Source organism: Halobacillus trueperi, from assembly GCF_003386945.1.
GTDB classification, from domain to species: Bacteria; Bacillota; Bacilli; order Bacillales; family Halobacillaceae; genus Halobacillus; species Halobacillus aidingensis.
On sequence record NZ_QUAE01000022.1, the window covers coordinates 1 to 22,989 of the forward strand.

The 22,989-nt window shown below is 44.8% G+C and carries 21 protein-coding genes, 2 tRNA genes and 1 rRNA gene; 2 read left to right on the top strand and 22 right to left on the bottom strand.

Annotated elements, in window-relative coordinates:
* The 14 genes from DYE48_RS17735 to spoIIE all read right to left on the bottom strand — a co-directional run.
* Positions 1 to 78: ribosomal RNA gene (locus tag DYE48_RS17735) — 16S ribosomal RNA — on the bottom strand; the annotation flags it as partial.
* 377 nt (positions 79 to 455) lie between these two features.
* Complete coding sequence (lysS, locus tag DYE48_RS17740; RefSeq protein ID WP_115824757.1) at positions 456 to 1,946, bottom strand: lysine--tRNA ligase; 1,491 nt, start codon at positions 1,944 to 1,946, stop codon at positions 456 to 458.
* A 211-nt stretch (positions 1,947 to 2,157) separates the two neighbouring features.
* Positions 2,158 to 2,655, bottom strand: coding sequence for a 2-amino-4-hydroxy-6-hydroxymethyldihydropteridine diphosphokinase (gene folK / locus DYE48_RS17745; protein ID WP_115824758.1), 498 nt, complete (start codon positions 2,653 to 2,655; stop codon positions 2,158 to 2,160).
* Positions 2,652 to 3,017, bottom strand: coding sequence for a dihydroneopterin aldolase (gene folB, locus DYE48_RS17750; RefSeq protein ID WP_115824759.1), 366 nt, complete (start codon positions 3,015 to 3,017; stop codon positions 2,652 to 2,654). Before folB ends, folK begins: the two co-directional genes overlap by 4 nt.
* On the bottom strand, positions 3,010 to 3,843 hold the full coding sequence (gene folP, locus DYE48_RS17755) for a dihydropteroate synthase (RefSeq protein ID WP_115824760.1): 834 nt from the start codon (positions 3,841 to 3,843) through the stop codon (positions 3,010 to 3,012). Before folP ends, folB begins: the two co-directional genes overlap by 8 nt.
* 122 nt (positions 3,844 to 3,965) lie before the next feature.
* Positions 3,966 to 4,892, bottom strand: a complete 927-nt coding sequence (gene cysK / locus DYE48_RS17760) for a cysteine synthase A (protein WP_181898744.1) — start codon at positions 4,890 to 4,892, stop codon at positions 3,966 to 3,968.
* A 150-nt stretch (positions 4,893 to 5,042) separates the two neighbouring features.
* Positions 5,043 to 5,933, bottom strand: a complete 891-nt coding sequence (gene hslO / locus DYE48_RS17765; protein ID WP_115824761.1) for an Hsp33 family molecular chaperone HslO — start codon at positions 5,931 to 5,933, stop codon at positions 5,043 to 5,045.
* A gap of 5 nt (positions 5,934 to 5,938) precedes the next feature.
* Positions 5,939 to 6,730, bottom strand: coding sequence for a type III pantothenate kinase (locus DYE48_RS17770; RefSeq protein WP_089654579.1), 792 nt, complete (start codon positions 6,728 to 6,730; stop codon positions 5,939 to 5,941).
* A 129-nt stretch (positions 6,731 to 6,859) separates the two neighbouring features.
* Complete coding sequence (gene ftsH, locus DYE48_RS17775; RefSeq protein ID WP_089654580.1) at positions 6,860 to 8,884, bottom strand: ATP-dependent zinc metalloprotease FtsH; 2,025 nt, start codon at positions 8,882 to 8,884, stop codon at positions 6,860 to 6,862.
* Between the two features lie 117 nt (positions 8,885 to 9,001).
* The gene (hpt, locus tag DYE48_RS17780) at positions 9,002 to 9,541 is read right to left on the bottom strand and encodes a hypoxanthine phosphoribosyltransferase (RefSeq protein ID WP_115824762.1); all 540 of its coding nucleotides are present in this window, start codon (positions 9,539 to 9,541) and stop codon (positions 9,002 to 9,004) included.
* Between the two features lie 11 nt (positions 9,542 to 9,552).
* Positions 9,553 to 10,947 (bottom strand): tRNA lysidine(34) synthetase TilS, encoded by a 1,395-nt coding sequence (gene tilS / locus DYE48_RS17785; RefSeq protein ID WP_115824763.1) that lies wholly within the window; start codon positions 10,945 to 10,947, stop codon positions 9,553 to 9,555.
* Between the two features lie 158 nt (positions 10,948 to 11,105).
* Positions 11,106 to 12,026, bottom strand: coding sequence for a protein kinase domain-containing protein (locus tag DYE48_RS17790; RefSeq protein WP_115824764.1), 921 nt, complete (start codon positions 12,024 to 12,026; stop codon positions 11,106 to 11,108).
* Positions 12,007 to 12,744 carry a vWA domain-containing protein gene (locus DYE48_RS17795; RefSeq protein WP_089654584.1) on the bottom strand — a complete coding sequence of 246 codons (738 nt, stop codon included), beginning with the start codon at positions 12,742 to 12,744 and terminating at the stop codon, positions 12,007 to 12,009. The genes DYE48_RS17790 and DYE48_RS17795 overlap by 20 nt, the downstream gene beginning before the upstream one ends.
* Positions 12,745 to 12,808: 64 nt before the next feature.
* Positions 12,809 to 15,256, bottom strand: a complete 2,448-nt coding sequence (gene spoIIE, locus DYE48_RS17800) for a stage II sporulation protein E (protein ID WP_115824765.1) — start codon at positions 15,254 to 15,256, stop codon at positions 12,809 to 12,811.
* Between the two features lie 277 nt (positions 15,257 to 15,533).
* On the opposite strand from spoIIE, the gene DYE48_RS17805 reads away from it, so the two are divergent.
* Together DYE48_RS17805 and DYE48_RS17810 are read left to right on the top strand one after the other, a co-directional pair.
* Positions 15,534 to 15,610, top strand: a tRNA-Met gene (locus DYE48_RS17805).
* Between the two features lie 21 nt (positions 15,611 to 15,631).
* Positions 15,632 to 15,703, top strand: a tRNA-Glu gene (locus DYE48_RS17810).
* Between the two features lie 739 nt (positions 15,704 to 16,442).
* Here the strand turns inward: DYE48_RS17810 and DYE48_RS17820 are convergent.
* From DYE48_RS17820 to spoVT, 8 genes are all read right to left on the bottom strand, one after another.
* Positions 16,443 to 16,829 (bottom strand): S1 domain-containing RNA-binding protein, encoded by a 387-nt coding sequence (locus tag DYE48_RS17820; protein WP_089654586.1) that lies wholly within the window; start codon positions 16,827 to 16,829, stop codon positions 16,443 to 16,445.
* Positions 16,830 to 16,907: 78 nt separating this feature from the next.
* Positions 16,908 to 17,291 (bottom strand): FtsB family cell division protein, encoded by a 384-nt coding sequence (locus DYE48_RS17825; protein ID WP_089654587.1) that lies wholly within the window; start codon positions 17,289 to 17,291, stop codon positions 16,908 to 16,910.
* Positions 17,292 to 17,306: 15 nt separating this feature from the next.
* Positions 17,307 to 17,894 (bottom strand): spore cortex biosynthesis protein YabQ, encoded by a 588-nt coding sequence (yabQ, locus tag DYE48_RS17830; protein WP_115824767.1) that lies wholly within the window; start codon positions 17,892 to 17,894, stop codon positions 17,307 to 17,309.
* On the bottom strand, positions 17,891 to 18,196 hold the full coding sequence (gene yabP / locus DYE48_RS17835) for a sporulation protein YabP (protein ID WP_089654589.1): 306 nt from the start codon (positions 18,194 to 18,196) through the stop codon (positions 17,891 to 17,893). Before yabP ends, yabQ begins: the two co-directional genes overlap by 4 nt.
* Positions 18,197 to 18,432: 236 nt before the next feature.
* The gene (locus DYE48_RS17840) at positions 18,433 to 18,696 is read right to left on the bottom strand and encodes an RNA-binding S4 domain-containing protein (RefSeq protein ID WP_089654590.1); all 264 of its coding nucleotides are present in this window, start codon (positions 18,694 to 18,696) and stop codon (positions 18,433 to 18,435) included.
* A 3-nt stretch (positions 18,697 to 18,699) separates the two neighbouring features.
* Positions 18,700 to 20,166: a bifunctional methyltransferase/pyrophosphohydrolase YabN gene (gene yabN / locus DYE48_RS17845; protein WP_115824768.1), complete on the bottom strand. Its 1,467-nt coding sequence runs from the start codon at positions 20,164 to 20,166 to the stop codon at positions 18,700 to 18,702.
* Positions 20,163 to 21,749, bottom strand: a complete 1,587-nt coding sequence (locus DYE48_RS17850; RefSeq protein WP_115824769.1) for a putative polysaccharide biosynthesis protein — start codon at positions 21,747 to 21,749, stop codon at positions 20,163 to 20,165. Before DYE48_RS17850 ends, yabN begins: the two co-directional genes overlap by 4 nt.
* Positions 21,750 to 21,842: 93 nt before the next feature.
* Positions 21,843 to 22,379: a stage V sporulation protein T gene (spoVT, locus tag DYE48_RS17855; protein ID WP_089654593.1), complete on the bottom strand. Its 537-nt coding sequence runs from the start codon at positions 22,377 to 22,379 to the stop codon at positions 21,843 to 21,845.
* Positions 22,380 to 22,989 lie beyond the last annotated feature (610 nt).

A 22,989-nucleotide genomic window follows, 5' to 3' on the forward strand; every position in this document is an offset into this window, starting at 1 on the left:
TCGCTTCCCGCGCTCGACTTGCATGTATTAGGCACGCCGCCAGCGTTCGTCCTGAGCCAGGATCAAACTCTCCATAAAAGTTAAGTTTGACTTGCTCATTTGCACACCGAATGTGCTTGTTTCAAATCTCTTCTATAAAGAAGAAATGTTTTGACGTACTGGTTGGTTCGTTCAGTTTTCAAAGATCAAATATTTTCTGTGCCGCTTCAAAACAGCGACTTAATTAATATATCATGTGCAGTTGTTTTCGTCAACAACTTTTTATGATTTATTTTGTTAAGCCGTTTGCGGCTGGCCGCTCTGTTAATGCGACAAGTAATAATATATCACGGGATCCAAAACCACGCAATAGGTTTTTCGTAAAAAGATAATTCAGATTATTGCCCTTCATATAGTGAGTGATCCTATAGATAAAAGAACAATCCCCCCAGAAGAATCCGGGGGGATTGATAACCTTATGATTCACGATTTCTCATTTGCGGGAACAGTAGAACGTCACGAATAGAAGGGGAATCTGTCAGCAGCATGACTAGACGATCGATTCCGATTCCTAGACCACCCGTTGGAGGCATTCCATATTCAAGGGACTCAAGAAAGTCTTCATCCATCATATGTGCTTCATCATTTCCTTCTTCTCTTTCTTTCAGTTGAGCTTCGAAACGTTCTCTTTGATCGATCGGATCATTCAACTCAGAGAAAGCATTCGCATGTTCACGTCCAACAATGAACAATTCGAAACGATCCGTAAATCTTCCATCCTCTGGATTTTTCTTCGCAAGAGGAGAGATCTCTGTCGGATGGCCATAAATAAAGGTAGGCTGAAGTAATTTTTCTTCTACGCGCTGTTCAAAGAATTCATTCACAATATGACCAAATGTCATCGTATCTTTAATTTCAATGCCATGCTCTTTAGCAAGCTCTTTGGCACGATCATCAGTCATTTGCTCCCAGAAGTCCACCCCTGTGTGTTCTTTGATGGCATCTACCATATGAAGACGTGTCCACTCTGGCTCTAAATCGATTTCTTGTTCATTGTAAGTGACTTTCGTTGTACCAAGAACCTCTTTAGCAATATGAGCAACCATGTTTTCCGTCAGGTTCATGATGTCATGGTAATCGGCATAAGCTTCATACAGCTCAATCATCGTAAACTCAGGGTTGTGACGAGTTGAGATTCCTTCATTACGGAATACACGTCCGATTTCATATACTTTTTCCAAACCACCTACGATCAAACGCTTCAGGTGCAGCTCGATAGCGATACGCATATACAACTGCATGTCCAGTGCATTGTGGTGTGTAATGAAAGGACGGGCGGAAGCTCCACCTGCGATCCCGTGCATCAATGGAGTTTCTACTTCTAAGAAACCTAAACCATCTAGATAACGGCGCATAGACTGAATGATCTTACTACGCAGTACAAACGTGTCTCTACTATCAGGGTTTGTAATAAGGTCTAAGTAACGCTGGCGATAACGTTGTTCGACATCTTGCAAGCCATGGAATTTTTCAGGAAGTGGGCGTAGAGACTTCGTAAGCAATTGATAGTCTGCTGCTTTCACGGAAAGTTCTCCAACGTTAGTCTTGAACATCACGCCGGAAACTCCTACGATATCTCCTAAATCAGCAGATTTGAACAGATTGTCGTAAGCTTCTTCTCCAATTTCATCTTTACGAACATAAAGTTGGATTTGGCCGGTCAGATCCTGAATATGTGCAAAACCTGCTTTTCCTTTTCCACGCTTCGTCATGATTCGTCCAGCAATGGTTGCTGGGAACTGCTTTTCCTCCAGTTCCTCTTTCGTATATTGATCGTACTTCTCTATTAAGTCTTGGGCGTAGTCTGTGCGGTCGAATTTGTCACCGAATGGGTCGATGCCCTGTTCGCGGTGAGTATTCATCTTATCGCGACGCACCCGCATATGTTCATTAAGTTCTTCCGTCATTGCTATCACTCCATTCCCTGATCTTTTTGGGTACTTACCGTTACAATAACAAAAACTGCCAGCATGGGACTGGCAGCATCTAACTATCGTTTAGTATAAAAAAGTACTATGAGCGTGTCAATGTTGAAAGGGTAAGGATTCTTGCATTTACTCCCCTATTTCAACAGCCATCGAATACCAAGCCCCTTCTATTTGACCTTGCACGATATCACTATATTCTTCCCCACTTCTTCATGCTTCTCACTTCTTCTGACGGAAGCAACCCAAGAACTTCTCCCGCTGTTTGTTGTAAATGAGGAAGGAAAGCTTGAGCATTCAAATCTGCTAAAGGGACCATCACAAACGCCCGTTCGTGCATATGAGGATGGGGGATCGTTAATTGCTCTGTTTTCATATCGTCCTGGTTATAAAGTAATATATCGAGGTCGATCGTACGCGGCCCCCACTTTATCACGCGCTTTCTCCCAAGTTCCTGTTCAATGCCCTGGCAGTACTCCAACAATAAGGGAGGGGACAAATCCGTTTCCACTTGAATGGCCATATTTAAAAAGTCGTTTTGTTCTGTGTATCCGACAGGGGCCGTTTCATAGACCGCTGACTTTTTTCGGACTGTTATATCCTCATGCTCCACTAGCAGCGAGATCGCATCTTTCAAAAATGCTTCCCGTGGTGAAATATTCGACCCTAAAGCAATATACGCGATATTCATGTTTCCCGTCTCCGGTAGATCTCGATCGCAACCGATTTATAATGACCAGGAATTGGAGGGTCAGGCTTATATACTTTTATGAGGCACCCTTCCAACAGGGGAAACTCTCCGAAAAGTTCATTGGCTAGTTTTTCCGCCACTGTTTCGACGAGTTTATAGTGTTTTCCTTCCACTGTTTTTTCAGTGACCTCGTAAATGGCACCGTAATCAATCGATTTTGTCATATCATCAGATTCTGCTGCTGGCCTCAAGTCCAACTCAAGCTCAAGATCCACATAGAACCGTTGTCCGAGTTTGTTCTCTTCGGGAAAGAGACCGTGATAACCCCAGAACTCCATTTGATTCACATATATTTTATCCAATTCCTTCACCCTTCCCGAGAATAGCATCCATCATTTTCGTCATTCGTACAATGGGCTTTACATCATGCACCCTTACAATATCAATGCCTTGTGCCACTCCATAACAGACAGTTGCACCTGTCCCTTCCATCCGTTCCTCTTTCGGAAGATCCAGGGCTGTACCGATAAATGATTTCCTGGAGGTTCCTAATAAAATCGGGTAACCGAGTTCCTTTAATTCTGCTAAATTTCGCATGACCTCCAAGTTTTGTGCTTGGGTTTTCGCAAAACCGATACCTGGATCGAGGATGATGTTCTCATCTTTAACACCCGCATCCTTGGCTATCTTAATGCTTTTTCGGAGATCATTTTTCATGTCATCCATTAAAGATTCGTAATTTCTGTCTGACCGGTTATGGGTAAGGATGATAGGTACACCATAACGGGCAGCGACTTCAGCAATAGCGGGTTCTTTAATCGCACCCCATACATCATTAATGATCGAGGCACCTGCCTCGACCGCCTTCTCAGCCACTTCTGCTTTATAAGTATCAATGGAAAGAGGAAGGGGAACTGCCTTTTTGACCGCCTGGATCGCAGGGATGACTCGTTCCAGTTCCTCCTCAGCTGTTACGGGTTGATGGCCGGGACGTGTGGATTCACCGCCGATATCAATGATATGCGCGCCTTCTTCTTCCATCATCTTCGCTTGTTTGACAGCGTGATCGAGATCAAAATAAAGCCCTCCATCAGAAAAAGAATCTGGCGTAATATTAAGAATCCCCATCACAAGAGTTTCCTTTGTTAGGTCGAACGTTTTTTCAGAAGTTCTTAATTTGGTGTTCATAAGTTTCCCTCGTTTCCATCATTCTCTTCCCCTATCTTACATCATTTAAAAATTTCTATCACACGTGCACGGTTGGAAACACAAATAAAAACTGCACCCCATAGAGGTGCAGTTGCCTAACCTTATTCTTCGTCGAACTGATAAAGAGGAGTAGATAGATAACGCTCACCATTACTAGGGATAATCGCTACAACCTTCTTCCCTTTGCCAAGCTTTTTGGCTACCTGCTTCGCAACGTGGATAGCGGATCCGGAAGAGATTCCTCCCAGAATTCCATCTTTTCTAGCGGCTTCCCTCGCAGCTTCGAATGAATCTTCTTTCGTCACTTTAATGACTTCATCATAGATTTCCGTATTCAGGATACCAGGTACAAAGCCTGCCCCGATTCCTTGGATCTTATGTGGACCAGGGTCTCCGCCGGATAAGACCGGAGATTCTTCCGGTTCGATCGCATAAATTTTGATGTCCGGGTATTTCTCCTTCAACACTTTACCCGCGCCCGTAATGGTTCCACCTGTTCCGATACCCGCAACGAATGCGTCCAATTGGTCACCCATTTGCTCGACAATTTCCGGTCCGGTCGTTTTTTCGTGAATGAGTGGGTTTGCTTCATTGTTGAACTGTTGAGGCAGGAAGTAGCCCTTCTGTTCTTGGAGTTCAGCTGCCTTTTTAATGGCGCCTTTCATCCCTTCACTCCCTGGAGTAAGAACGAGTTCTGCTCCATAGGCACGCAGAAGGTTACGACGTTCTTGACTCATCGTGTCTGGCATAACGAGTATGGCTTTGTAACCTTTGGCCGCTGCAATCATAGCCAGACCAATCCCTGTATTCCCGCTCGTCGGTTCAACAATAGTATCTCCCTCTTTGAGACTTCCATCTTTTTCAGCTTCTTCAATCATGGAAAGAGCAATACGGTCTTTAACGGAACTGCCCGGATTCATATATTCCAGTTTAAGATAAATATCTGCACTGTCTTCCTCCGCGCTTCCGTTCAGTTTGACCAATGGAGTTTGCCCAACTAATTCGCTTACGTTATTTACGATTCTCAATACACTCACTCCCAAAACCAAGTATTTTAATAGGATTTAAACCTAATGTACTGAATAAGAAGACAATTGTCAAACATTTCAATCATGCATCATTAAAGGAAAAGGCGAAACCGTGGTTTCGCCTTTTATTATATCATTTTTGGTTTTCGTTTATGATGTGGAATCCGTATCTTGAGATTGCAGCTCTTTTAGGTCGTCTACATTGAACTGGTAATCTTCGTTACAGAAGTGGCACTTCGCTTCTGCTCCCTGATCCTCGTTGATCATGCGTTCAATTTCTTCATTCCCCAGGCTCGCAATGGCCATTTCCACCCGTTCTCGTGAACAGTGGCACTGAAACTTCACTGGCACCGTGTCCAGTACACGCACATTTTCTTCTCCAAGAACCGTGTACAGAATTTCTTCTGGGGTTTTGCCGTCGCGTACGAGAGAAGAAATCGCAGGCATTTCTGAAAGTCTCTTTTCAATTTGGCTGGTCGTCTCTTCGTCAGCTCCCGGCATCATTTGGACAATGAATCCCCCGGCAGCAAGAATGGAATAGTCCGTATCTACAAGCACCCCAGCTCCAACAGCTGAAGGCACTTGCTCAGAGTTTGCAAAGTAATAAGTGAAGTCTTCACTGATCTCGCCGGAAACGAGGGGGACTTGACCTGTAAAGTGGTCTTTCATACCCAAGTCCTTCACGATACTTAACGTTCCTGACGTTCCAACAGCTCGGGCCACATCCAATTTCCCTTGGGCATTTGATTCGAAATCCACATGAGGGTTTTTGATGTATCCACGAACTTCCCCTTTAGAGTTTGCATCTGCGATAATGGCGCCAGCAGGACCGTCCCCTTCGACCTTCACTGTGAGCTTATCATTCCCCTTAAGCATCGCTCCCATCATGCCGCTGATGGTTAACGTACGTCCTAGTGCTGCTGATGTCGTTGCCCACGTATCTTGTCTGCGTCTTGCCTCTTCGACTGTTTCTGTTGATTGAATGGCATAAGCCCTCACCTGGCCGTCGAAACCTATGGCACGCACTAAATAATCTGACATGCTATTCATTCTCCTTTAAACGCTTTTTTCTCTTTGTTCCTTTGATATATCTTATGAAGACCTTTCAACGTCAAGTAAGGATCGACATGATCGATCGTCCTTGACTGACCGGCAATTAAATTGGCAAGACCGCCTGTAGCGATAACCGTCGGTGTCTGATCGGATGTTTCCTTCATACGACGAACGACTTCATCGACCTGACCTACATATCCATAGTAGACGCCGGACTGCATGGCTTCAACAGTGCTTTGACCAATCACATGTTCCGGACTCTTAATTTCGATTTTTGGAAGTTTGGCTGCTTTCGCGTAAAGAGCTTCCATCGAGATATTAACCCCTGGGGCAATGGCACCTCCAAGGTATTCCCCTTCAGCATTAATATAACAATAAGTTGTCGCTGTTCCAAAGTCGATGATGACTAAAGGAAGTGGATACTCATCAATGGCACCTACCGCATTGACCACTCGATCTGCTCCGATTTCATTCGGGTTTGGATATTTCATCGGCAATCCGTGATCCACCATCCCCTCACCTATGATCATCGGTTGCTTTTTAAAATAATATCGAGACATACGATCAAGTGCAAACATAATCGGAGGTACGACGGACGAAATTATTACGCCGTCCATATCTTCGAAACGCAACCCTTCGTGATCGAAGAGTGATTTAATTAACATTCCGAACTCATCTTCTGTTTTATGACGATCGGTTTTGATCCTCCACTGATATTTCAAAGAGTCATTTTCAAATACGCCTAGTACAGTATTGGTATTTCCCACATCAAGGACAAAATTCATACATGAAGCCTCCCGTGTCATTTCCTTCGGCTACCATCATATCACATGAACCCGCCGTTACGCTCTTTTAGCACACAGAAAAAGCCACACCACCCATTTCCGGGCTGATGTGGCTTTGCTCATGAACCTTTAAGAACGACGATCCTCTGAATCAGATGAATCTTCATCTTTTGAATCTTTCTTCGTTTCTTCATGAGTTTCTGTCTCTTCTTCTTGTTCATCTTCTTTGGATTGAATAGTCACACGGACATCCTCATTGTTGGAAGACGTGTTGTTCTTGATTTTCGCATTGTGTTCACGTGCGATTTCTTCAAGCTCTTCATCCGTCGGAAGACGACCTTTATCAAATAGAGAACGAATTTGAGTTGCATCAAGTGTTTCGACATCTAATAGTGTCTTCGCAATCAACTCAAGCTTGTCTTTATTTTCAGTAAGGATCGTTTTCGCACGGTCATAACAGTACTGAATGAAGTTCTTCACTTCCTGATCGATTTCATAGGCAATTTGATCACTGTAGTTCTGTTCATTCTGGATATCACGTCCAAGGAAGACCTGTCCGCCAGAATTAGAGCCGAACTGAAGTGGACCGAGTTTTTCACTCATGCCATACTCTGTGACCATTTTGCGTGCGATGCTGGTTGCACGCTGGAAGTCATTGTGAGCTCCAGTACTTACTTCACCAAAGATGATTTCTTCAGCTACACGACCACCGAGTAATCCTGTAATCTTATCGAACAATTCCGGTTTCGTCATAAAGTAACGATCTTCTTTAGGAAGCATGACGGCATATCCTCCCGCCTGCCCACGAGGAACAATCGTAACTTTATGGACCATGTCCGCATCATCAAGCACCATACCGATTACTGTGTGTCCACTTTCGTGGTGGGCAACAATATCGCGTTCTTTCTTAGAAATCACACGACTCTTCTTGGCAGGCCCTGCAATCACGCGGTCAATCGCTTCATCTACGTCATCCATATCGACTTTCTTCTTATCTCCACGCGCAGCTACTAGAGCAGCTTCGTTCAATAAGTTTTCCAGGTCGGCACCAGAAAAGCCTGGTGTACGGAGCGCAATCGTCTTCAAGTCGACGTTCTCAGACAACGGCTTGTTCTTCGCGTGTACAGCAAGTACTGCTTCACGGCCTTTAACATCTGGACGATCAACTGTAATTTGACGGTCAAAACGACCCGGACGTAGAAGGGCTGGGTCCAGGATATCCGGACGGTTGGTCGCAGCGATGATGATGATTCCTTCATTGACACCAAAACCATCCATTTCAACAAGCAATTGGTTCAACGTTTGCTCACGCTCATCGTGACCTCCGCCAAGACCAGCTCCACGTTGACGACCTACGGCATCAATTTCATCAATGAAGATGATGCCCGGTGCGTTCTTTTTCGCATTTTCAAACAAGTCACGGACACGGGATGCACCGACACCGACGAACATTTCAACGAAGTCAGAACCACTGATGGAGAAGAATGGTACTCCTGCCTCACCAGCTACAGCACGTGCAAGTAATGTTTTACCTGTACCCGGAGGTCCAACTAATAAGACACCCTTAGGAATACGGGCACCAACAGCAGAGAATTTACGAGGGTCTTTAAGGAAGTCAACGACTTCGACAAGCTCCTGCTTCTCTTCATCTGCTCCAGCAACATCTTTGAAGCGCACTTTCTTCTTCTCTTCTGAATACATCTTCGCCTTACTCTTACCAAAGTTCATGACACGACTTCCGCCGCCCTGCGCCTGATTAAGCAAGAAGAAGAACAAAATAAAGATAATGACGAACGGGATGATGGACGTTAGAAAAGTCACCCATGCGCTAGGCTGCTCTTCTTGTTCAACAGTCAGATTACTCTGTTCTTGAGCTGTCTGTGTGATTTGAGCAATCACTTCATCATTAGCTGGAAGTTGCGCGACGAAAGTTTCGCCCTCTTCCGCTCCCTGTTCTGTACCAGTTACACGAATCACCCCATTGACAGGCTGAATCGTCATTTCCTGGATTTCACCATTATTCAATTTATTGTAGAATTCATTGACATTATATTCTGTTTGCGGATCACCTTGACCTCGGAATAGACCGACCACGCCGATAACCACGAGGAAGATAAGTAAGTAAAATATGGTATTACGAAAGATCCGGTTCATTGCCTACCTCCTCCCAAACGAGAAAAACTATAGTAAATACTACCATACCAAAAACGGCCGACACAACTAATTACCCTTGACATGGACACTTTCAAACTTGCCATCGCAGGTTGACCCTCAGCCTCCATAAACCTCAGGCTTCAAGACTCCGACGTACGGAAGATTACGATACTTTTCTTCATAGTCTAAGCCATACCCTACAACGAATTCATCAGGAACTTCGAACCCGACTGTATCTGCTTTGATATCCGCGCTTCGTCCTGTCGGTTTATCAAGCAGTGTAACGATTTTGATCGACTTAGCTTTACGGTACTTGAACAAGTCGACAAGATAGGCAAGTGTTCGACCACTATCGATAATATCTTCAATGATCAAAATGTCTCGACCCTCAACCTTCGTATCAAGGTCTTTAACAATTTTGACTTCTCCTGAAGATTCCATACCTCCGTGATAGCTGGAAACATCCATGAAATCCATTTCCAAATGAGTTTCCATGCGTTTCAGCAAATCAGTCATAAACGGAAGGGCGCCTTTCAGTACCCCGATCGCCAAAGGAAAACGATCCTCATATTCTTTCGAAAGTTCCGCTCCCAGCTCTTTACACTTCGCCTGAATTTCCTCTTCAGAAATCAAGACCTTTTCAATTTCGTTATGCATGATTGCTCCTCCTACGTGTCTGCTTTGTTTTTATAATGTAACCGAAGCCATGGACCTGATGAAAGGCTGGTACGCTCCCCGCCTTTTTTCAAACCGACGACCCAAAGAATCTTTCCTGCTTGATCTGTAACGATCGGCCAGGTAGGGCGCAGACGGGCCGGGATCTTTTGGTCGATAAAAATATCTTTTACTTTTTTCGATCCGTTCATCCCTCTCAGACGCATTCGGTCCCCCTCCTGCCTCGTGCGGACGACAAGAGGAAGATTTACGTGATGAGAATCACATAGGTACGTATGAGCATCTTCTGTTCCGTCCCCGCTGAACCAATCCGCCCTGATTTGCGACCCATCAGGAAGTTGAAGCTCCTCTCCCATTTCGAGAATGTAGGAGTACCCTTTCCATTCTTGTTCTTTCGAAAAAGAAAAGGAGATGTCATCATAGGCACGGATGATTTTTAACCCTTCCGGAAAGTCCAGGGAAGCATTCGGTTTTTCATCATTCAAAAGGTTCATGAACATTTCTTCATGCAAGTAAGAAATGTCTTCGTTTTGGTTCACATACAGATAGTTCAATATTAGATGAAAGGCTGTCCTTTGTAAAGCAAGCGGGAATGTTTTGAAAGTTTGTTTTGATAATTGTACGAATTTCTCAACATTTGAAGAAAAATGGACAGTTTCCAAGACTTTTTGGGCCTGCTCATTTATGTATGACCTTTCTTCTCTAGCTCTCTCGCTCCACACCTGCATATGCTTATGAAATTGCGGATTGCTCTCTTTCATAAAAGGCAAGAGGTACTGCCTGACCGCATTCCGAGTGTACTCGGTTTCCTCATTGGATGGATCCATCCTTACCTTTAAGGCTCGATCTTCCAGATAAGAAGCGATTTGGTCTTTAGAGGCCGTAAGGAATGGACGAATGATTCTTCCGCAAGCAAAACGTCTTGTGGCGGGCATCCCCTGAACCGCTTCCGGTCGTGCACTTCGCATAAGCTGCATCAGAATTGTTTCTGCCTGATCGTCACCGTGATGCCCCATAGCGAGAGCATCCGCTTCATAGGCATACATCATCTTTTCAAAAAACGCATACCTCAATTCCCTGGCCGCTTCCTGCGTCCCTTTCCCCGTATCTTTCTTATACGCCTGGACATCCACAGAGGTTCCGACAAATTCGACTCCCCATTCTTCGCACATCGTCTCAACAAAACGAAGATCTGCTTGAGATTCTTCTCCTCTTAATTGATGATCGACAGAAAGGGCAATTAAACGAAGGGAAAGCTTTTCTTTCATCGCACAAAGAAAATGCAAAAGAGCGACCGAATCCGGCCCTCCGGACACAGCGACCAATATGGTCTCATGCGGCTGGATCATTTGGTGTTTCGAGATGAAGTTATGGACAGCATGATCCATCAGGTGTTTTCCCCCTGTCTCTGTCTGTATATCTCTTCCTATCGTATCACTATTCGTAAGCACTTCAAAAGATAAGCTTCCATTTCCTCGTTATTTTTATAAAGGAGACGATATCCTCTCCCCTATCCACCTGTTCTCATCTTCACAAGGTGGTCTGATTAGAAGAAGAAACTTACAATCGACACCGCAAAAAACACCCCCGATGCCACCGTTAAAGCAGCAAGTTCGACATTCTCAGATTTTTTATTGTGCACACGCCTCTGACGGGACGAAGCCGGTGGGCTTTTGCGTTTCATCAGTAGACCGGAAAGGTGGTCTTTCATTTGTGTCGCATTTTGTATATTCCCTTTCCAACATTGTTGAATCACCCGTCTATAGGGTTTCAGGATCGGTGATGAAGCCAGTTTATTTTCCAGCGTCTTTTGAGGGTGACTCCCTTTTTCAAACCTCTTCGGGTGGCCCATTTCCATCATGATCATCGTGACGGCAAATAAATCATACGTCGGTTCTGCTTTTCGAGAGCCCATGTTCCAATAGCCCCGATCATAAAATTCAGTGTATTCTTTAATGGCACGACCTATAGCCGTTACTCCGCCCACATCGATCCAGCGGACTTTTGAACCGGATACTAACAAGTTGTCTGTCTTCAAATCACCGAATACAAATCCCGCTTTGTGAAGATTCTCAAGGTCCGCGAGTAATTGGATAGCTAGAATGCCAATCCAATCCTTCGTCTTCCCTTTCAAAAATTCTGTCACGGGGGTTCCTTCTACGTATTCCATCACATAAAAAGGGTGCGTCCGGCCAGACACATCCACCCAATCATCCACATCAACAAAAGAAGGCCCAAGTTTCACCCCTTGGACCTTACTGAATTTTTTGAGCATATTCACTTCCAACATCATTCGCGAACTATCTTCCCCAAGCTTAAGGGCATACGTATCCCCTTGATGGGAACGGCATAAAAAAACAGTTCCGCAGGCTCCAGCACCCACTTTTTTGATGATGGTATAAGTACACCTGCTCCATTTACCGGTTACTCGACTTCCAGGGGATAAGTCAAAAACCTGTTTCTTCATATGGATCTTCCTCATTTCTCAACCGCTCATCGAGAGGTTTCCCTGCAAACGCATAAAGCGCCTCTTTCAACGCAGGTCCCGTTGGCGTGTATCCTCCACTGTTTAATTTGGAGAAAATCCCATGTATTTCACCCAATTCCGGTGTCCAACCCACCATTTTCGTAATGGTTTTCTTCGGATCCGGGAAGGCATATACACTGAATTGGTTAGATCCTGATCTCGCATTCAAGCTAAGGGACAAATCGAAAAGAGCCTCCTTCACGGTCGGCAGCTTATGATGCATACTTGCACTTGTATCCACGAGCACAAGCACCTCAAGGTCGCAGCTCTCTCCGAGTTCGTCCACCACTTCAACCACTTCTCCCCGCTGCTCTGGAGGAAGTTCTTCAATGGTCTGTTTTTTCCCTAAGATCTCTTGTAATTCTTTATTAACAACCCCTTGAATCGTCTGGGTCATGGCTTGTCTCGTCACCATTTGCACGGTTTGGGACAAACTTTTCTGATATACAATTTGACTGACGCCTCCACCTGCCTCAGCAATCGATTCTACTTCTTCAAGCCCTTGTGGCTTGCCACTTTGCCGATCGTCAAGAACGCCAATCACATTGACCGTTATTCCCTGATTCCTCGCAAGCGCTGCGACGACGACAGGGTCTTCTCCATGGTTCGAGCATCCATCCGTCAATAAAAGAATCTGCTTTAATCGGCCTGGTTTCATTGTGCATATCCCTCCTGATTCGTTGCTTCCATCATCGCCGAAAAGGAGAAATTCTATACTACAATCAGGCCTCTTTTTTCACCGAAGGAATCGACGTCCACTCCGGCATATAACGATCAATCCGCGCTACGATAATCGTCATATCATCCATGATCGTTCCAGATTGGGTCCGTATCACCTCTTCTAATAAAAGATCAGCCATCGCTTGGGGATCTTCATCTGATATTTCCCTGATCTTCCGCTTAAGCCACATGTCTACATTACCGATTTGCTTCGGACCTTCCAAAATCCCGTCGCTCATCATGATGAGGAAATCTCCTGCCTTCAATTGTTCACTCCTCATATCCACGTCGACATCCGGGATGATTCCCATCGGCAGGTTTCCGGCCTCGACGGTGAAAATTTTATCGCCTCGTTTTATATAGCTCGGCGTGCTGCCGACCTTAATGAACTTGGACGTCGCCTGATGCAGGTCAATCACCGCTAAGTCCAACGTTGAAAAAATTTCATCATTCGTCCGTAAAGACAATATGGAATTAATCGACTGAATGGCTACGGACTCCTGGATGCCCGATTGAAGAATCTGTTTCAACAGCCTCAGCGTTTCCATACTTTCCTCATGAGCACGTTCGCCGTTACCCATTCCATCACTAATCGCTAATGCATATTTCCCCCTTCCAAGCTCCATCATTGTAAAGCTGTCCCCTGAAACGAACCCTCCTCCCTTAGCTGCATGCGCAACCCCTGATTCAATTGAGTAATGCTTCGCTGATCCAAATGATAAATAACACCTTCCGTTTGGATATGGAGAGATTTCTTCCATTGTGACAACAATGGTTTCTCCCAGAATATCCGAAAGGACAGGTGCAATGATTTTCGCTCCTTCCCCTCTATAATTATCAATCTCAACAATTAACTCGAGGTCCATGTTCCCCGCATCCAAGGAATAGATTTCTAACTTTTGAATGTCCATCCCCATTCGTTCAAGCGCATGGTAAATCACCTGTTCTTTGTGCTCATGGTGTTCGCGCTCTTTCACGATTTCTTTTGCAAAATTATTCATGACATCAGAAACGCCCTGGAGCTGCTCAGCTACAAACTTCCGGCTTTCGTGCACCTGGCGCTTCAATTCTTTATTGGCATGATAAAAAGAAAGTTCATGATTCATCGTATCAATCAACTTTTGCGGCTTGACGCAATGCTGATCGACGTTTTTTCGCATGACACGGCTGGGTTCCCCTCTTTCATCCAACTCATGCATAAGATCCGTCATTAAGTTATGGGTGTCGTCGAATTGATTGACCCAACATTTTTCTTTCTTAAAACATGATTGGCAGGTTTTTTCCGTGACATGACTTAAAAAATAGTCCACTTCCTCTGCTTCCCCGCTATCCTCCTTTGGAGACTCTAAATGAGTGAAACTTTTTGATAAAGCCTGAAAAACGTCCGAAAACTTCCCGACCCTGACAGCCGTGACGTCTCGCACTTTTTGTAAGTATTTTTGCTGCTCCGAATGGTGTTCATCCGTCCCCGGAACATATCGTGATAATTGCTTGACCCACGAATTCGGGGTCAGCATGAACAAAACCACCGCACAAGCCGACGCCCATAGCGAAGATGGAAGATCAGCTCCACTGCTCACATAGAAACCAATCAATAAAGTACCGACGATGAGTCCTACGCTCACCCCGGCCTTTTTCCCTTCTTTTAATAACCCCCCTAATAAGCCTGAGAAAGCGAGCAGGCTCATTTGATAGATATGATCCATATTGGATAGGCTTAAAACCAGTCCGGTCACTACACCGACCGTTGATCCAATCGCAGCCCCGGCAGTATAGGCCATCAAAATAACTAAGTATCGAGCAAAAATATCGACGACGGCAACGCCCTGTACCTGCCAGCCGATCATTCCCGTTAAAACAGAGGCCAATAATATGATTAAACAAACAATTTCTTCATTTGTTAACGATGGTTGATATCTTTGTGGTGTTAAAAGCGGAATGCTTTGCATAAAGATGAGTACAAGGATAAAAGCTAGTACTCCTTCCGCCACCATCAAAGTAAGTTCGTAGAGCTGCCAACGATCCAGCAGAGCGAGACTCACTGTTCTCGGAATCAAGCTTGCCATCAACGCGATCATCGGCAGCCATTTCTGGGGGTGACTTGTTTTGCGCAATGCCAGACTTAAGAGCAAAAAAGTCGTGGACGCCCCTACAATAAAACCCGCATGACCGTAGCTGTATGTAGAAGCCCCGGCGGCCATCATAATTGTGACGGGTATGACAAGCGGACGCTTTAGCCACCAGATCACCGCTAAAAATGCTACGCCAAAAGGGGCCATGGACGATAGAATGATGGCTCGTCCTAATAATAACGCCAGCACCATGTGGAAAACCCCTTTGTTTGCCATAAAGGAAAACGTACCGAATGAAGCCTTTTGTAACCCTCTCACGATCCCGGATCCTCGGACGGCTGATGGACGACTTTCTCGTTTTGATACAGTTCCTAACATTTTCATCACTCCTTCTTTGTGAAACCTATTAAACCACACCCAGAACAAGCATTTTGTCAAAACAACAGGAGAGCAGAAACAAAAACTTCGATGGTTTTCACAAGAAGAAAGGTCGTTTCTACAAAATCTCCCCAACCGCATCCCTCTACTTTCCAAAAATCTTCCTCATTCCCTAGCGAAATAGACAGAGTTATCTGATATTTTTATTCCTTGTTGACAGTTTATTTATCATGGTGTAATATATTTTTTGTGCTTCCGAGAGAGCATTCAATTAAATGGCGGTGTAGCTCAGCTGGCTAGAGCGTACGGTTCATACCCGTGAGGTCGGGGGTTCGATCCCCTCCGCCGCTACCATTATTTTTTGCCATACATATTGGCCCGTTGGTCAAGTGGTTAAGACACCGCCCTTTCACGGCGGTAACACGGGTTCGAATCCCGTACGGGTCATCAGAAACATTCTTGTCCTAAAAAAGTCGCGTCTCTATTACAGAGACGCGACTTTTTTCTTTATTAAATAAATTATACTTCTTAAACAATATAGCAGAATTGTGGAAGACTCAGTTTCGAGACTTTTGTCGAGTGTATGGGGGCTACGGGGAATGGCTCGCTTTCCGCGGGAGCGCGGTGAGCCTCCTCGGACTGCGTCCTGCGGGGTCTCACCATGCACTTTTTTCCCGCAGGAGTCTCGCCATTCCCCTCCGCCCCTTTACCATGTGTAGTCTCTCGAAACCACTTCTAGAGTAAGCAGCCATTCAGTTTGATGGAATTGGAAGAAAAACTCCCACGCTCAGGTGTTAGAATCCTGAAAACTTAATACAGCGCGCTTTATGTTTCTAACAGTGGGATAGTGGAAGACAAATCCAACTTGGTAAAGGGGTTTGTTACTCACCTATACGAATGGGGTGGTTGGGAAGCTGCGAGACTCCCGTGGGAGAAGGAGATAGGCGAGATCCCGCAGGACGTAGTCCGAGGAAGCTCGGCGCTCCCCCACAGGAAAGCGAGTAGCTTCCCAACCACCCCTGACGCCCAACAGGACAACGAATCCCGGAAACATCTCGAAACTGAGTCTTCAACTAAAGGGAGCTTTAGTGGAGGAAATGATGGCATACAAAAAAGCAGATCCGTTATGGATCTGCTTTTTATTTATGAAGACGTGCACCTTTTACTCATTGTCCTAGACAGCAAGCTATCCTCTTTTAGCACCTCGACCTCCACGTTTGGATTCCGTGTGCTTCTTCAGTGATGCCAGTCGCTCGTCACTATCCTTGATAAATCGGTTCATTTTCTGTTCGAATGATTCAGCCGGCTTACGAGGTTTCTGTGGGCGACGACCGTAATTCTCTTTTGCTTTCTTAATGGAAAGACCAATCTTCCCATCATCTCCGACATTAATGACTTTCACATCCACCTGGTCTCCCTGGCTTAAGTGCTCATTAATATCCTTTACGTAGTTATCGGCAACTTCACTAATGTGAACCAACCCCGTCTTACCATCTGGAAGCTCGACGAACGCTCCGAAATTAGTGATACCCGTTACCTTACCCTGCAGCTTGCTGCCTACTTCAATTGACATAAAAAAAATGCTCCTCCTTAAATTTTCGATAAAAAAATTATCCTTCTTATATATTATATATAAGCTTTGAAAAGAGTGTCAATATGACGGGTCCTCATTAGGCATTTTAAATATAATTTCTCCTTCTTTTGAGAAGAAATAGTTCGTCCGCGCAATCTGCAGCACATACTCTTCATCCTTAAGAAGTTCAATTTCCTGCTCTAAACCTTTTTCCTCTTTTTTCAAAGCGGTCATCTCTTGTTGCAACTGTTCGTATTTCTCCTGCTTATCTGCATACAAAGACTGTTGTTTCATAGAATAAAACACCATGGAGCCAGCAACGATCGACACTAACAGGGCAAACATAACGAGACGGCGGACTAATCGCTTTTTCTTACGTTGGTGTCTGTCCATATAGGCATCGTAGTGCTTCATGTATGTAGAATCCAGACGTGCCACAGACTCCGTTTGTCTCTTTGCCATGAAAGTAGGCCTCCTTTACTTCTTGATTCGTTTCATCCAATTGTTCATTGTATTCTTCATTTTATCCAGAAACCCTGCTAAATCCCTTAAGTAATTTTTCATGTTTTTCGGCAAGAGTCGCCAAATGATTCGAAAAATTAGCCGGATCGGATAAAATACGACAAGAAACAATATAATGGTACCCTTTAAAAGTATCTTATAAACGCCAAGAAGTAAAGAAATTATAAGGAAAATGATGGATTTCGAGGGTATAAAAATTAAATAATACACGGTCTTTTTCAAAAAACGGAAAACAGCCATGCTGATCCGTATCCACATTTCAAGTGTTTTTAAGTAAAGGTTCTGAAACAACGCACGATACGCGGCAAAGCCACAAACGATCGCCACGAAAACATAAACCCGCAACTCTCCATAATTAGCGAGGTACAGCAAATAGAAGAGAAAAGAGGCTTGAAAGAGCCAAAAGCCCAGTTGATAAATGATTTCAAGCCAGCCCCTCTTTCTTTTTCCGAAAAAGCGCTCAAACGTATCCAGTGAAGCGCCGACAAACATCCCTCCCCCAATCATGGCAAGAATCGTTATGAACTGAGTGGTAAGGGTCATTTGAACAGCTTGCTAAACAGGCCTTTAGCTTTCTCCCCTTGATGCTCGTCCAAGTAGGTCATTTCATACATTTTCCCTTTGATCGATACGACTCCAGAATCCAAGTCCAGGTTTTTCATTTGCAGGTTTTGTCCACGGACAACAAGATACCCCATCGATGTCTGGAGGAGGAATTCTTCACTATCGAAGCTATCCACCTCTTTCACACCTGAGATTTCTATATTTCTTCTATTCCATACTTTCACATTATGCTCCACTGGTTGCTGACTGCGTATCCCTTGATTCTTTTCATAACCTTCCATCTCATCACAGCCCCCTTCTCTAGTACAAGCTATGAGAAAAAAGAAGAGATTAGAACTCTAGAATGCGGAAGCGCCTTAGGCAGCCCCGACGACAAGTCAATCAGATGTATGCCGTGCCTGGCACCCTTTTATACACGGGCGGTGCCTGGCACCAATGAGAGCTGCGCCAGGGTCAGGCATATAAAAGAAATACATAAAAGCAGAAAAACCACTGCCGAAGCTGGCAGTGGTTTTTGTCAGGATTGATTGACAGGCTCTTCTTTTTTGATTTCATAAAGAGTCGCCGCTTCATTTTTCGTGACATTCTCTTTTAATGATTTCACTTCAATCGTCAGTACTTTCTGTCCAAATTGAATTGTCAGTTCATCCCCGACCGCTACATTACTTGCCGCTTTACTTTGAGCACCATTGATGCTGATGCGCCCTTGATCTGCTACTTCTTTCGCCAGCGTACGTCTTTTGATTAAACGGGAGATTTTCAAAAATTTATCCAAACGCATGTGTCATTCCGCTCCTTTATGTTTTGCTTTCGCTTTTACCCACAATTCCTCTAATGAATCTAAATCATAATCTTTTAATTGGCGTCCTTCTGCGAGGGCATCCTTTTCCATGGATGAAAGACGGGTCCTGAATTTACGGTTCGTCCGCTGAAGCGCATTTTCACTACTGATCTTGTAGTGCCTTGCAAGATTAGCGATCGTAAACAGCCAATCTCCGAATTCTTTTTCCATCTCTTCACGGTCTCCGGAGTCGCGTGCTTCCTTAAATTCCTGCCACTCTTCTTCCACTTTTTCAATGACAGGAGCAACGGTATCCCAGTCGAATCCCACTTTAGCCGCTTTTTTCTGCAACTCTTCTGCTTGAAGGAGGGCGGGAAAACTTTCGGGAACCGAATCAAGAATGGAATCAGGCTGTTCCCCTTTTTCCTCTGCTTTAATGGCTTCCCAGTTGGTGACCACTTCATCTGAGGAATCCACTGTGATTTCACCGAACACATGAGGATGCCTGCGAATCATTTTTTCCGTTATGGATACTATTACGTCGTCGATTGTAAAATATCCTTCATCTTCCCCAATTTGGCTGTGCAGCATGACTTGAAGCAGCACATCTCCAAGCTCTTCTACCATATGGTCGTCGTCCATACGGTTGACGGCATCAATAAACTCATACGCTTCTTCAATCATGTATTTCCTTAGTGATTCGTGCGTCTGTTTGCGATCCCAAGGACAGCCTTCCGGACTCCTCAGAATCTTGATGACTTCTCTCAGGCGGAAGAATTGGTGATTGAGAGCCTCTTTTTTGACAGGCGGGATATAAACACTCGTTAAATTATTCACTTCCACACGGCGGTCCAGCTCTTCCAGAGGGACCGTCGTAATCTTTTCATGTTCACTTCCTGCAGCTGTGACTATGGTTACAGGATAATCGGCTGGTAAATCTTCCAGCAATGTCAATTTCACTTCCGATGCGACTAAAGAATCGTATACCTGGCAGAGGATGAGATGGTTCAAAAACTGAAGCTCTTCTCGTTTCAAATCTGTAGCGTCTACAAATTGAAACCCCTCAATCGGGTCAATTTCAAGCGCGGTGAACGTGGCATCAAGAAAACTTTGGCCGCCTTTGATATCAAGGGAAACTTCTCCTCTGTCCCTCGCTTGAATCAGCAATTGAACCGTTCGTTCAGCAAGCATAGGATGCCCAGGTACGACATAGGTTAAATCCTGTTCACCAGAAAAGGTAAGGAGACGAGAGACGATTTCTGTGTACACATCTTCAAATTGATCATGGGATTCATATACGGAATCAAAACTTTCAAATGTGATCCCTTCTTTTTGCAAGGCTTGAATGACTGGGTGGTCGAGAGTTCGTGCATAGAGATGGGATTGGTTTTGTGTCAATTCACGGTAGATCCCGAGCGGAAGCTGCTCTATATCTGCAGCCCCAAGTCCGATGATTGTTATGGTGTTCATTGGTCCATTCCTTTCGGCGAAAGTTTCCATACGACCTTACGAAAAGGTATGACATGTAATTCTTCATTTGTGAAGCTGCCCGTTCTCAGGAGAAGGACGGCATAAACCAAAGCACCAAATCCTGTGACAGACAACGTATATAGGAACAAAGGTAATCTTGCATCTAAGTCAAAAACCAGAAAGGCAAGCATTTTAGCCAGCCATAGTCCGAACAACATTCCTAAAAGAGAGATTAGGATCCCTTTCCAGGGGAGGCTGGTCCATTTTCCCCAAGGAACTTCATGTCTTAAGGTTACGATATTTCCGATCAAAACAAAAGCGACAGCCATCACTGAGGCGATTGCTGCTCCGTGTAAATCCAAAAAAGGAATCAAGAGCGTATTTCCAGCCCATTTAACGATCAGCCCCCCTGCAATCATCATGGCTGTTTGTTTCATATAACCAAGTCCCTGCAAAATGGAAGAGAGCGTAATAGACAGGGAACTGCCAAGGATGACGAGCATCAGAATTCTTAATGCACTCGTTCCTTGATCGTCCTGGAAAAAGGATTGATTGATGGCGGGAAATAAGAAAATCAGCCCCGCCGTCGCTCCAACACAAAGGAAGACAGTCATTTTCACGGCGCTCACCACTGACTTTTTCACTTTACCAGGATTCTGATTCATTCTTGATCTAGTGACAGAAGGAATGAGAGCGAGAGCAAGCGAAGAAGCAAGAACCGTCCCTAATTGAATAAGGGGCTGCCCCCTGTCGAATACCCCTTTCCACATACGCGCATCTTCAAGCGCTATCCCTGCTTTTTGGAGATTGGGGACCAATGTCAAGGCATCAACGAGCTGCAAAGATAAAAGCAGCATATAGTTTAAACAAATAAGGATGCCGTGCAGAAAAATTGTCCGTTTGTATGAAACCTGCTTGTCCCACCTGCGCCATGTCCACATGTCCCCCTTTTTCATCAACCAATAAAAAAGAACGGAGAACGCAGCGACTGCACCTGCCATTGAACCTAGTGACGCCCCTATTCCTATTGTATAAACATCTGTTCCCCGCATGACTAAAACAGCAGAACCTATAATGATTCCGACCCTGAAGACTTGTTCGATGATTTGGGATACAGCTGTAGGGCCCATATCATTCTTTCCTTGGAACGCGCCTCGAACGACTGAAACAAAAGGAACAAGCAGGAAGACAGAAAATGCCGTCTTTAGTGAAGCTGTTAATTTTTCATCCCCCATGACAGAAGCAATCCATGAGGAGGATAGAAATCCAGCAGCAAAAATCAGTCCAGATGCCATCATCACCCACCAGAAAACAGGTAGGTAAAACGACGGGATGGATAAAGGGGATGATTCATCGCCGATATCAGAAACGATTTTCGAAATGGCTGCTGGAAACCCATACAAGGCAAGGATAAGAGCGATGCCGAGAATGGGATACACTTGTTGGTAGACATAAAAGCCAAGATCTCCGGTTAAGTTTTGAAGCGGGACTCGATATCCCGCACTGATCACCTTACTGATCAATCCGGCTAGTGTTAGAATGAATGCCCCTTGTAAAACAGAGCGTGAACGTAATTTGGTCATTTTGGACCCTTTCTAATTTATATGTATTCAGAACATTCATTATATCATAGGAAAAGGTCAGACCCCGTACCCGCCCGGATCTGACCTTACTTGCTACTCCATTTGTTTGGCTAAAAAACTAGCGGCTGTCTGTACAGCTTTACTGACCCCGTCTTCCAATGGAGAACCTTCTTTGTTGAAGGCGACGACGCAGCCGATGGGATCCCCTTGCGCAATGATAGGATAAATAAGATATGATATCACATCTTCTTCCTGACCCCGAGTCAATTCAACCGGCTCCGGATGCTTCTCAAAAGACATTGTTCTAGAATCCATGACTTCTTCAATCTTAGACCCGATCGATCGGTTCATATAATCCTTTTTCGCACTTCCCGCCACCGCTATATACTCATCACGATCGCAAATCAACACAGGAGCTTCTAAAGACTCACTGAGCGCTTCTGCGTACTCTTTTGCAAAATCACCCAACTCGCTGATAGGTGAATACTTTTTAAGTATGACTTCACCTTCACGGTCTACAAAAATCTCTAAAGGATCACCTTCACGGATCCTCAGCGTACGGCGGATCTCTTTCGGGATAACAACACGTCCTAAATCATCAATACGTCGTACAATACCAGTTGCTTTCATTCTTTATGCTGCCTCCTTTTCTGTGATGACTGCCTATCTATACCTGTTGAAGCGCAAGCAGAACAAGCGGGTGATTAAAGATAGTATGATACAGCAATAAAAACCTATACACCCTTTGGATGGATTTTTTCATAAAAAATGTAAACTTGAAATGTGGAGGTGCCTTGGGCAGCTTCGACAAGCATATGCGAAGCATCTTTTGTGAGGTGCTTTTCCTCACAAAGATGATTTGCATATGACCTCGAGAAGCTAGGCACCGGAACTGGATCTCACCGGATGTGGAGGCGACTGGTTAGACACGACAAGCATAAGTCAAAACACGCAGTGGAGCGAACTTTCTCCACGTAGTGGATTGACTTATGTCTCGAGTGTCTGGGAGCCGGAACTGGACGATTTGAAATGTGGAGGTGCCTTGGGCAGCTTCGACAAGCATATGCGAAGCATCTTTTGTGAGGTGCTTTTTCCTCACAAAGATGATTTGCATATGACCTCGAGAAGCTAGGCACAGGAACTGGATCTCACCGGATGTGGAGGCGACTGATTAGACACGACAAGCATAAGACAAGACACGCTGGATCATCTCACCTACGAAGCGGACTGATACCCTCTC

Excerpts from the sequence above, each read along its gene's own strand:
- lysS (WP_115824757.1), bottom strand. The coding sequence starts at position 1,946 with ATGACGGAAGAACTTAATGAACATATGCGGGTGCGTCGCGATAAGATG.
- folK (WP_115824758.1), bottom strand. The coding sequence starts at position 2,655 with ATGAATATCGCGTATATTGCTTTAGGGTCGAATATTTCACCACGGGAA.
- folP (WP_115824760.1), bottom strand. The coding sequence starts at position 3,843 with ATGAACACCAAATTAAGAACTTCTGAAAAAACGTTCGACCTAACAAAG.
- hslO (WP_115824761.1), bottom strand. The coding sequence starts at position 5,933 with ATGTCAGATTATTTAGTGCGTGCCATAGGTTTCGACGGCCAGGTGAGG.
- DYE48_RS17770 (WP_089654579.1), bottom strand. The coding sequence starts at position 6,730 with ATGAATTTTGTCCTTGATGTGGGAAATACCAATACTGTACTAGGCGTA.
- ftsH (WP_089654580.1), bottom strand. The coding sequence starts at position 8,884 with ATGAACCGGATCTTTCGTAATACCATATTTTACTTACTTATCTTCCTC.
- hpt (WP_115824762.1), bottom strand. The coding sequence starts at position 9,541 with ATGCATAACGAAATTGAAAAGGTCTTGATTTCTGAAGAGGAAATTCAG.
- tilS (WP_115824763.1), bottom strand. The coding sequence starts at position 10,947 with ATGGATCATGCTGTCCATAACTTCATCTCGAAACACCAAATGATCCAG.
- DYE48_RS17790 (WP_115824764.1), bottom strand. The coding sequence starts at position 12,026 with ATGAAGAAACAGGTTTTTGACTTATCCCCTGGAAGTCGAGTAACCGGT.
- DYE48_RS17795 (WP_089654584.1), bottom strand. The coding sequence starts at position 12,744 with ATGAAACCAGGCCGATTAAAGCAGATTCTTTTATTGACGGATGGATGC.
- spoIIE (WP_115824765.1), bottom strand. The coding sequence starts at position 15,256 with ATGTTAGGAACTGTATCAAAACGAGAAAGTCGTCCATCAGCCGTCCGA.
- DYE48_RS17820 (WP_089654586.1), bottom strand. The coding sequence starts at position 16,829 with ATGTCAATTGAAGTAGGCAGCAAGCTGCAGGGTAAGGTAACGGGTATC.
- DYE48_RS17825 (WP_089654587.1), bottom strand. The coding sequence starts at position 17,291 with ATGGCAAAGAGACAAACGGAGTCTGTGGCACGTCTGGATTCTACATAC.
- yabQ (WP_115824767.1), bottom strand. The coding sequence starts at position 17,894 with ATGACCCTTACCACTCAGTTCATAACGATTCTTGCCATGATTGGGGGA.
- yabP (WP_089654589.1), bottom strand. The coding sequence starts at position 18,196 with ATGGAAGGTTATGAAAAGAATCAAGGGATACGCAGTCAGCAACCAGTG.
- DYE48_RS17840 (WP_089654590.1), bottom strand. The coding sequence starts at position 18,696 with ATGCGTTTGGATAAATTTTTGAAAATCTCCCGTTTAATCAAAAGACGT.
- yabN (WP_115824768.1), bottom strand. The coding sequence starts at position 20,166 with ATGAACACCATAACAATCATCGGACTTGGGGCTGCAGATATAGAGCAG.
- DYE48_RS17850 (WP_115824769.1), bottom strand. The coding sequence starts at position 21,749 with ATGACCAAATTACGTTCACGCTCTGTTTTACAAGGGGCATTCATTCTA.
- spoVT (WP_089654593.1), bottom strand. The coding sequence starts at position 22,379 with ATGAAAGCAACTGGTATTGTACGACGTATTGATGATTTAGGACGTGTT.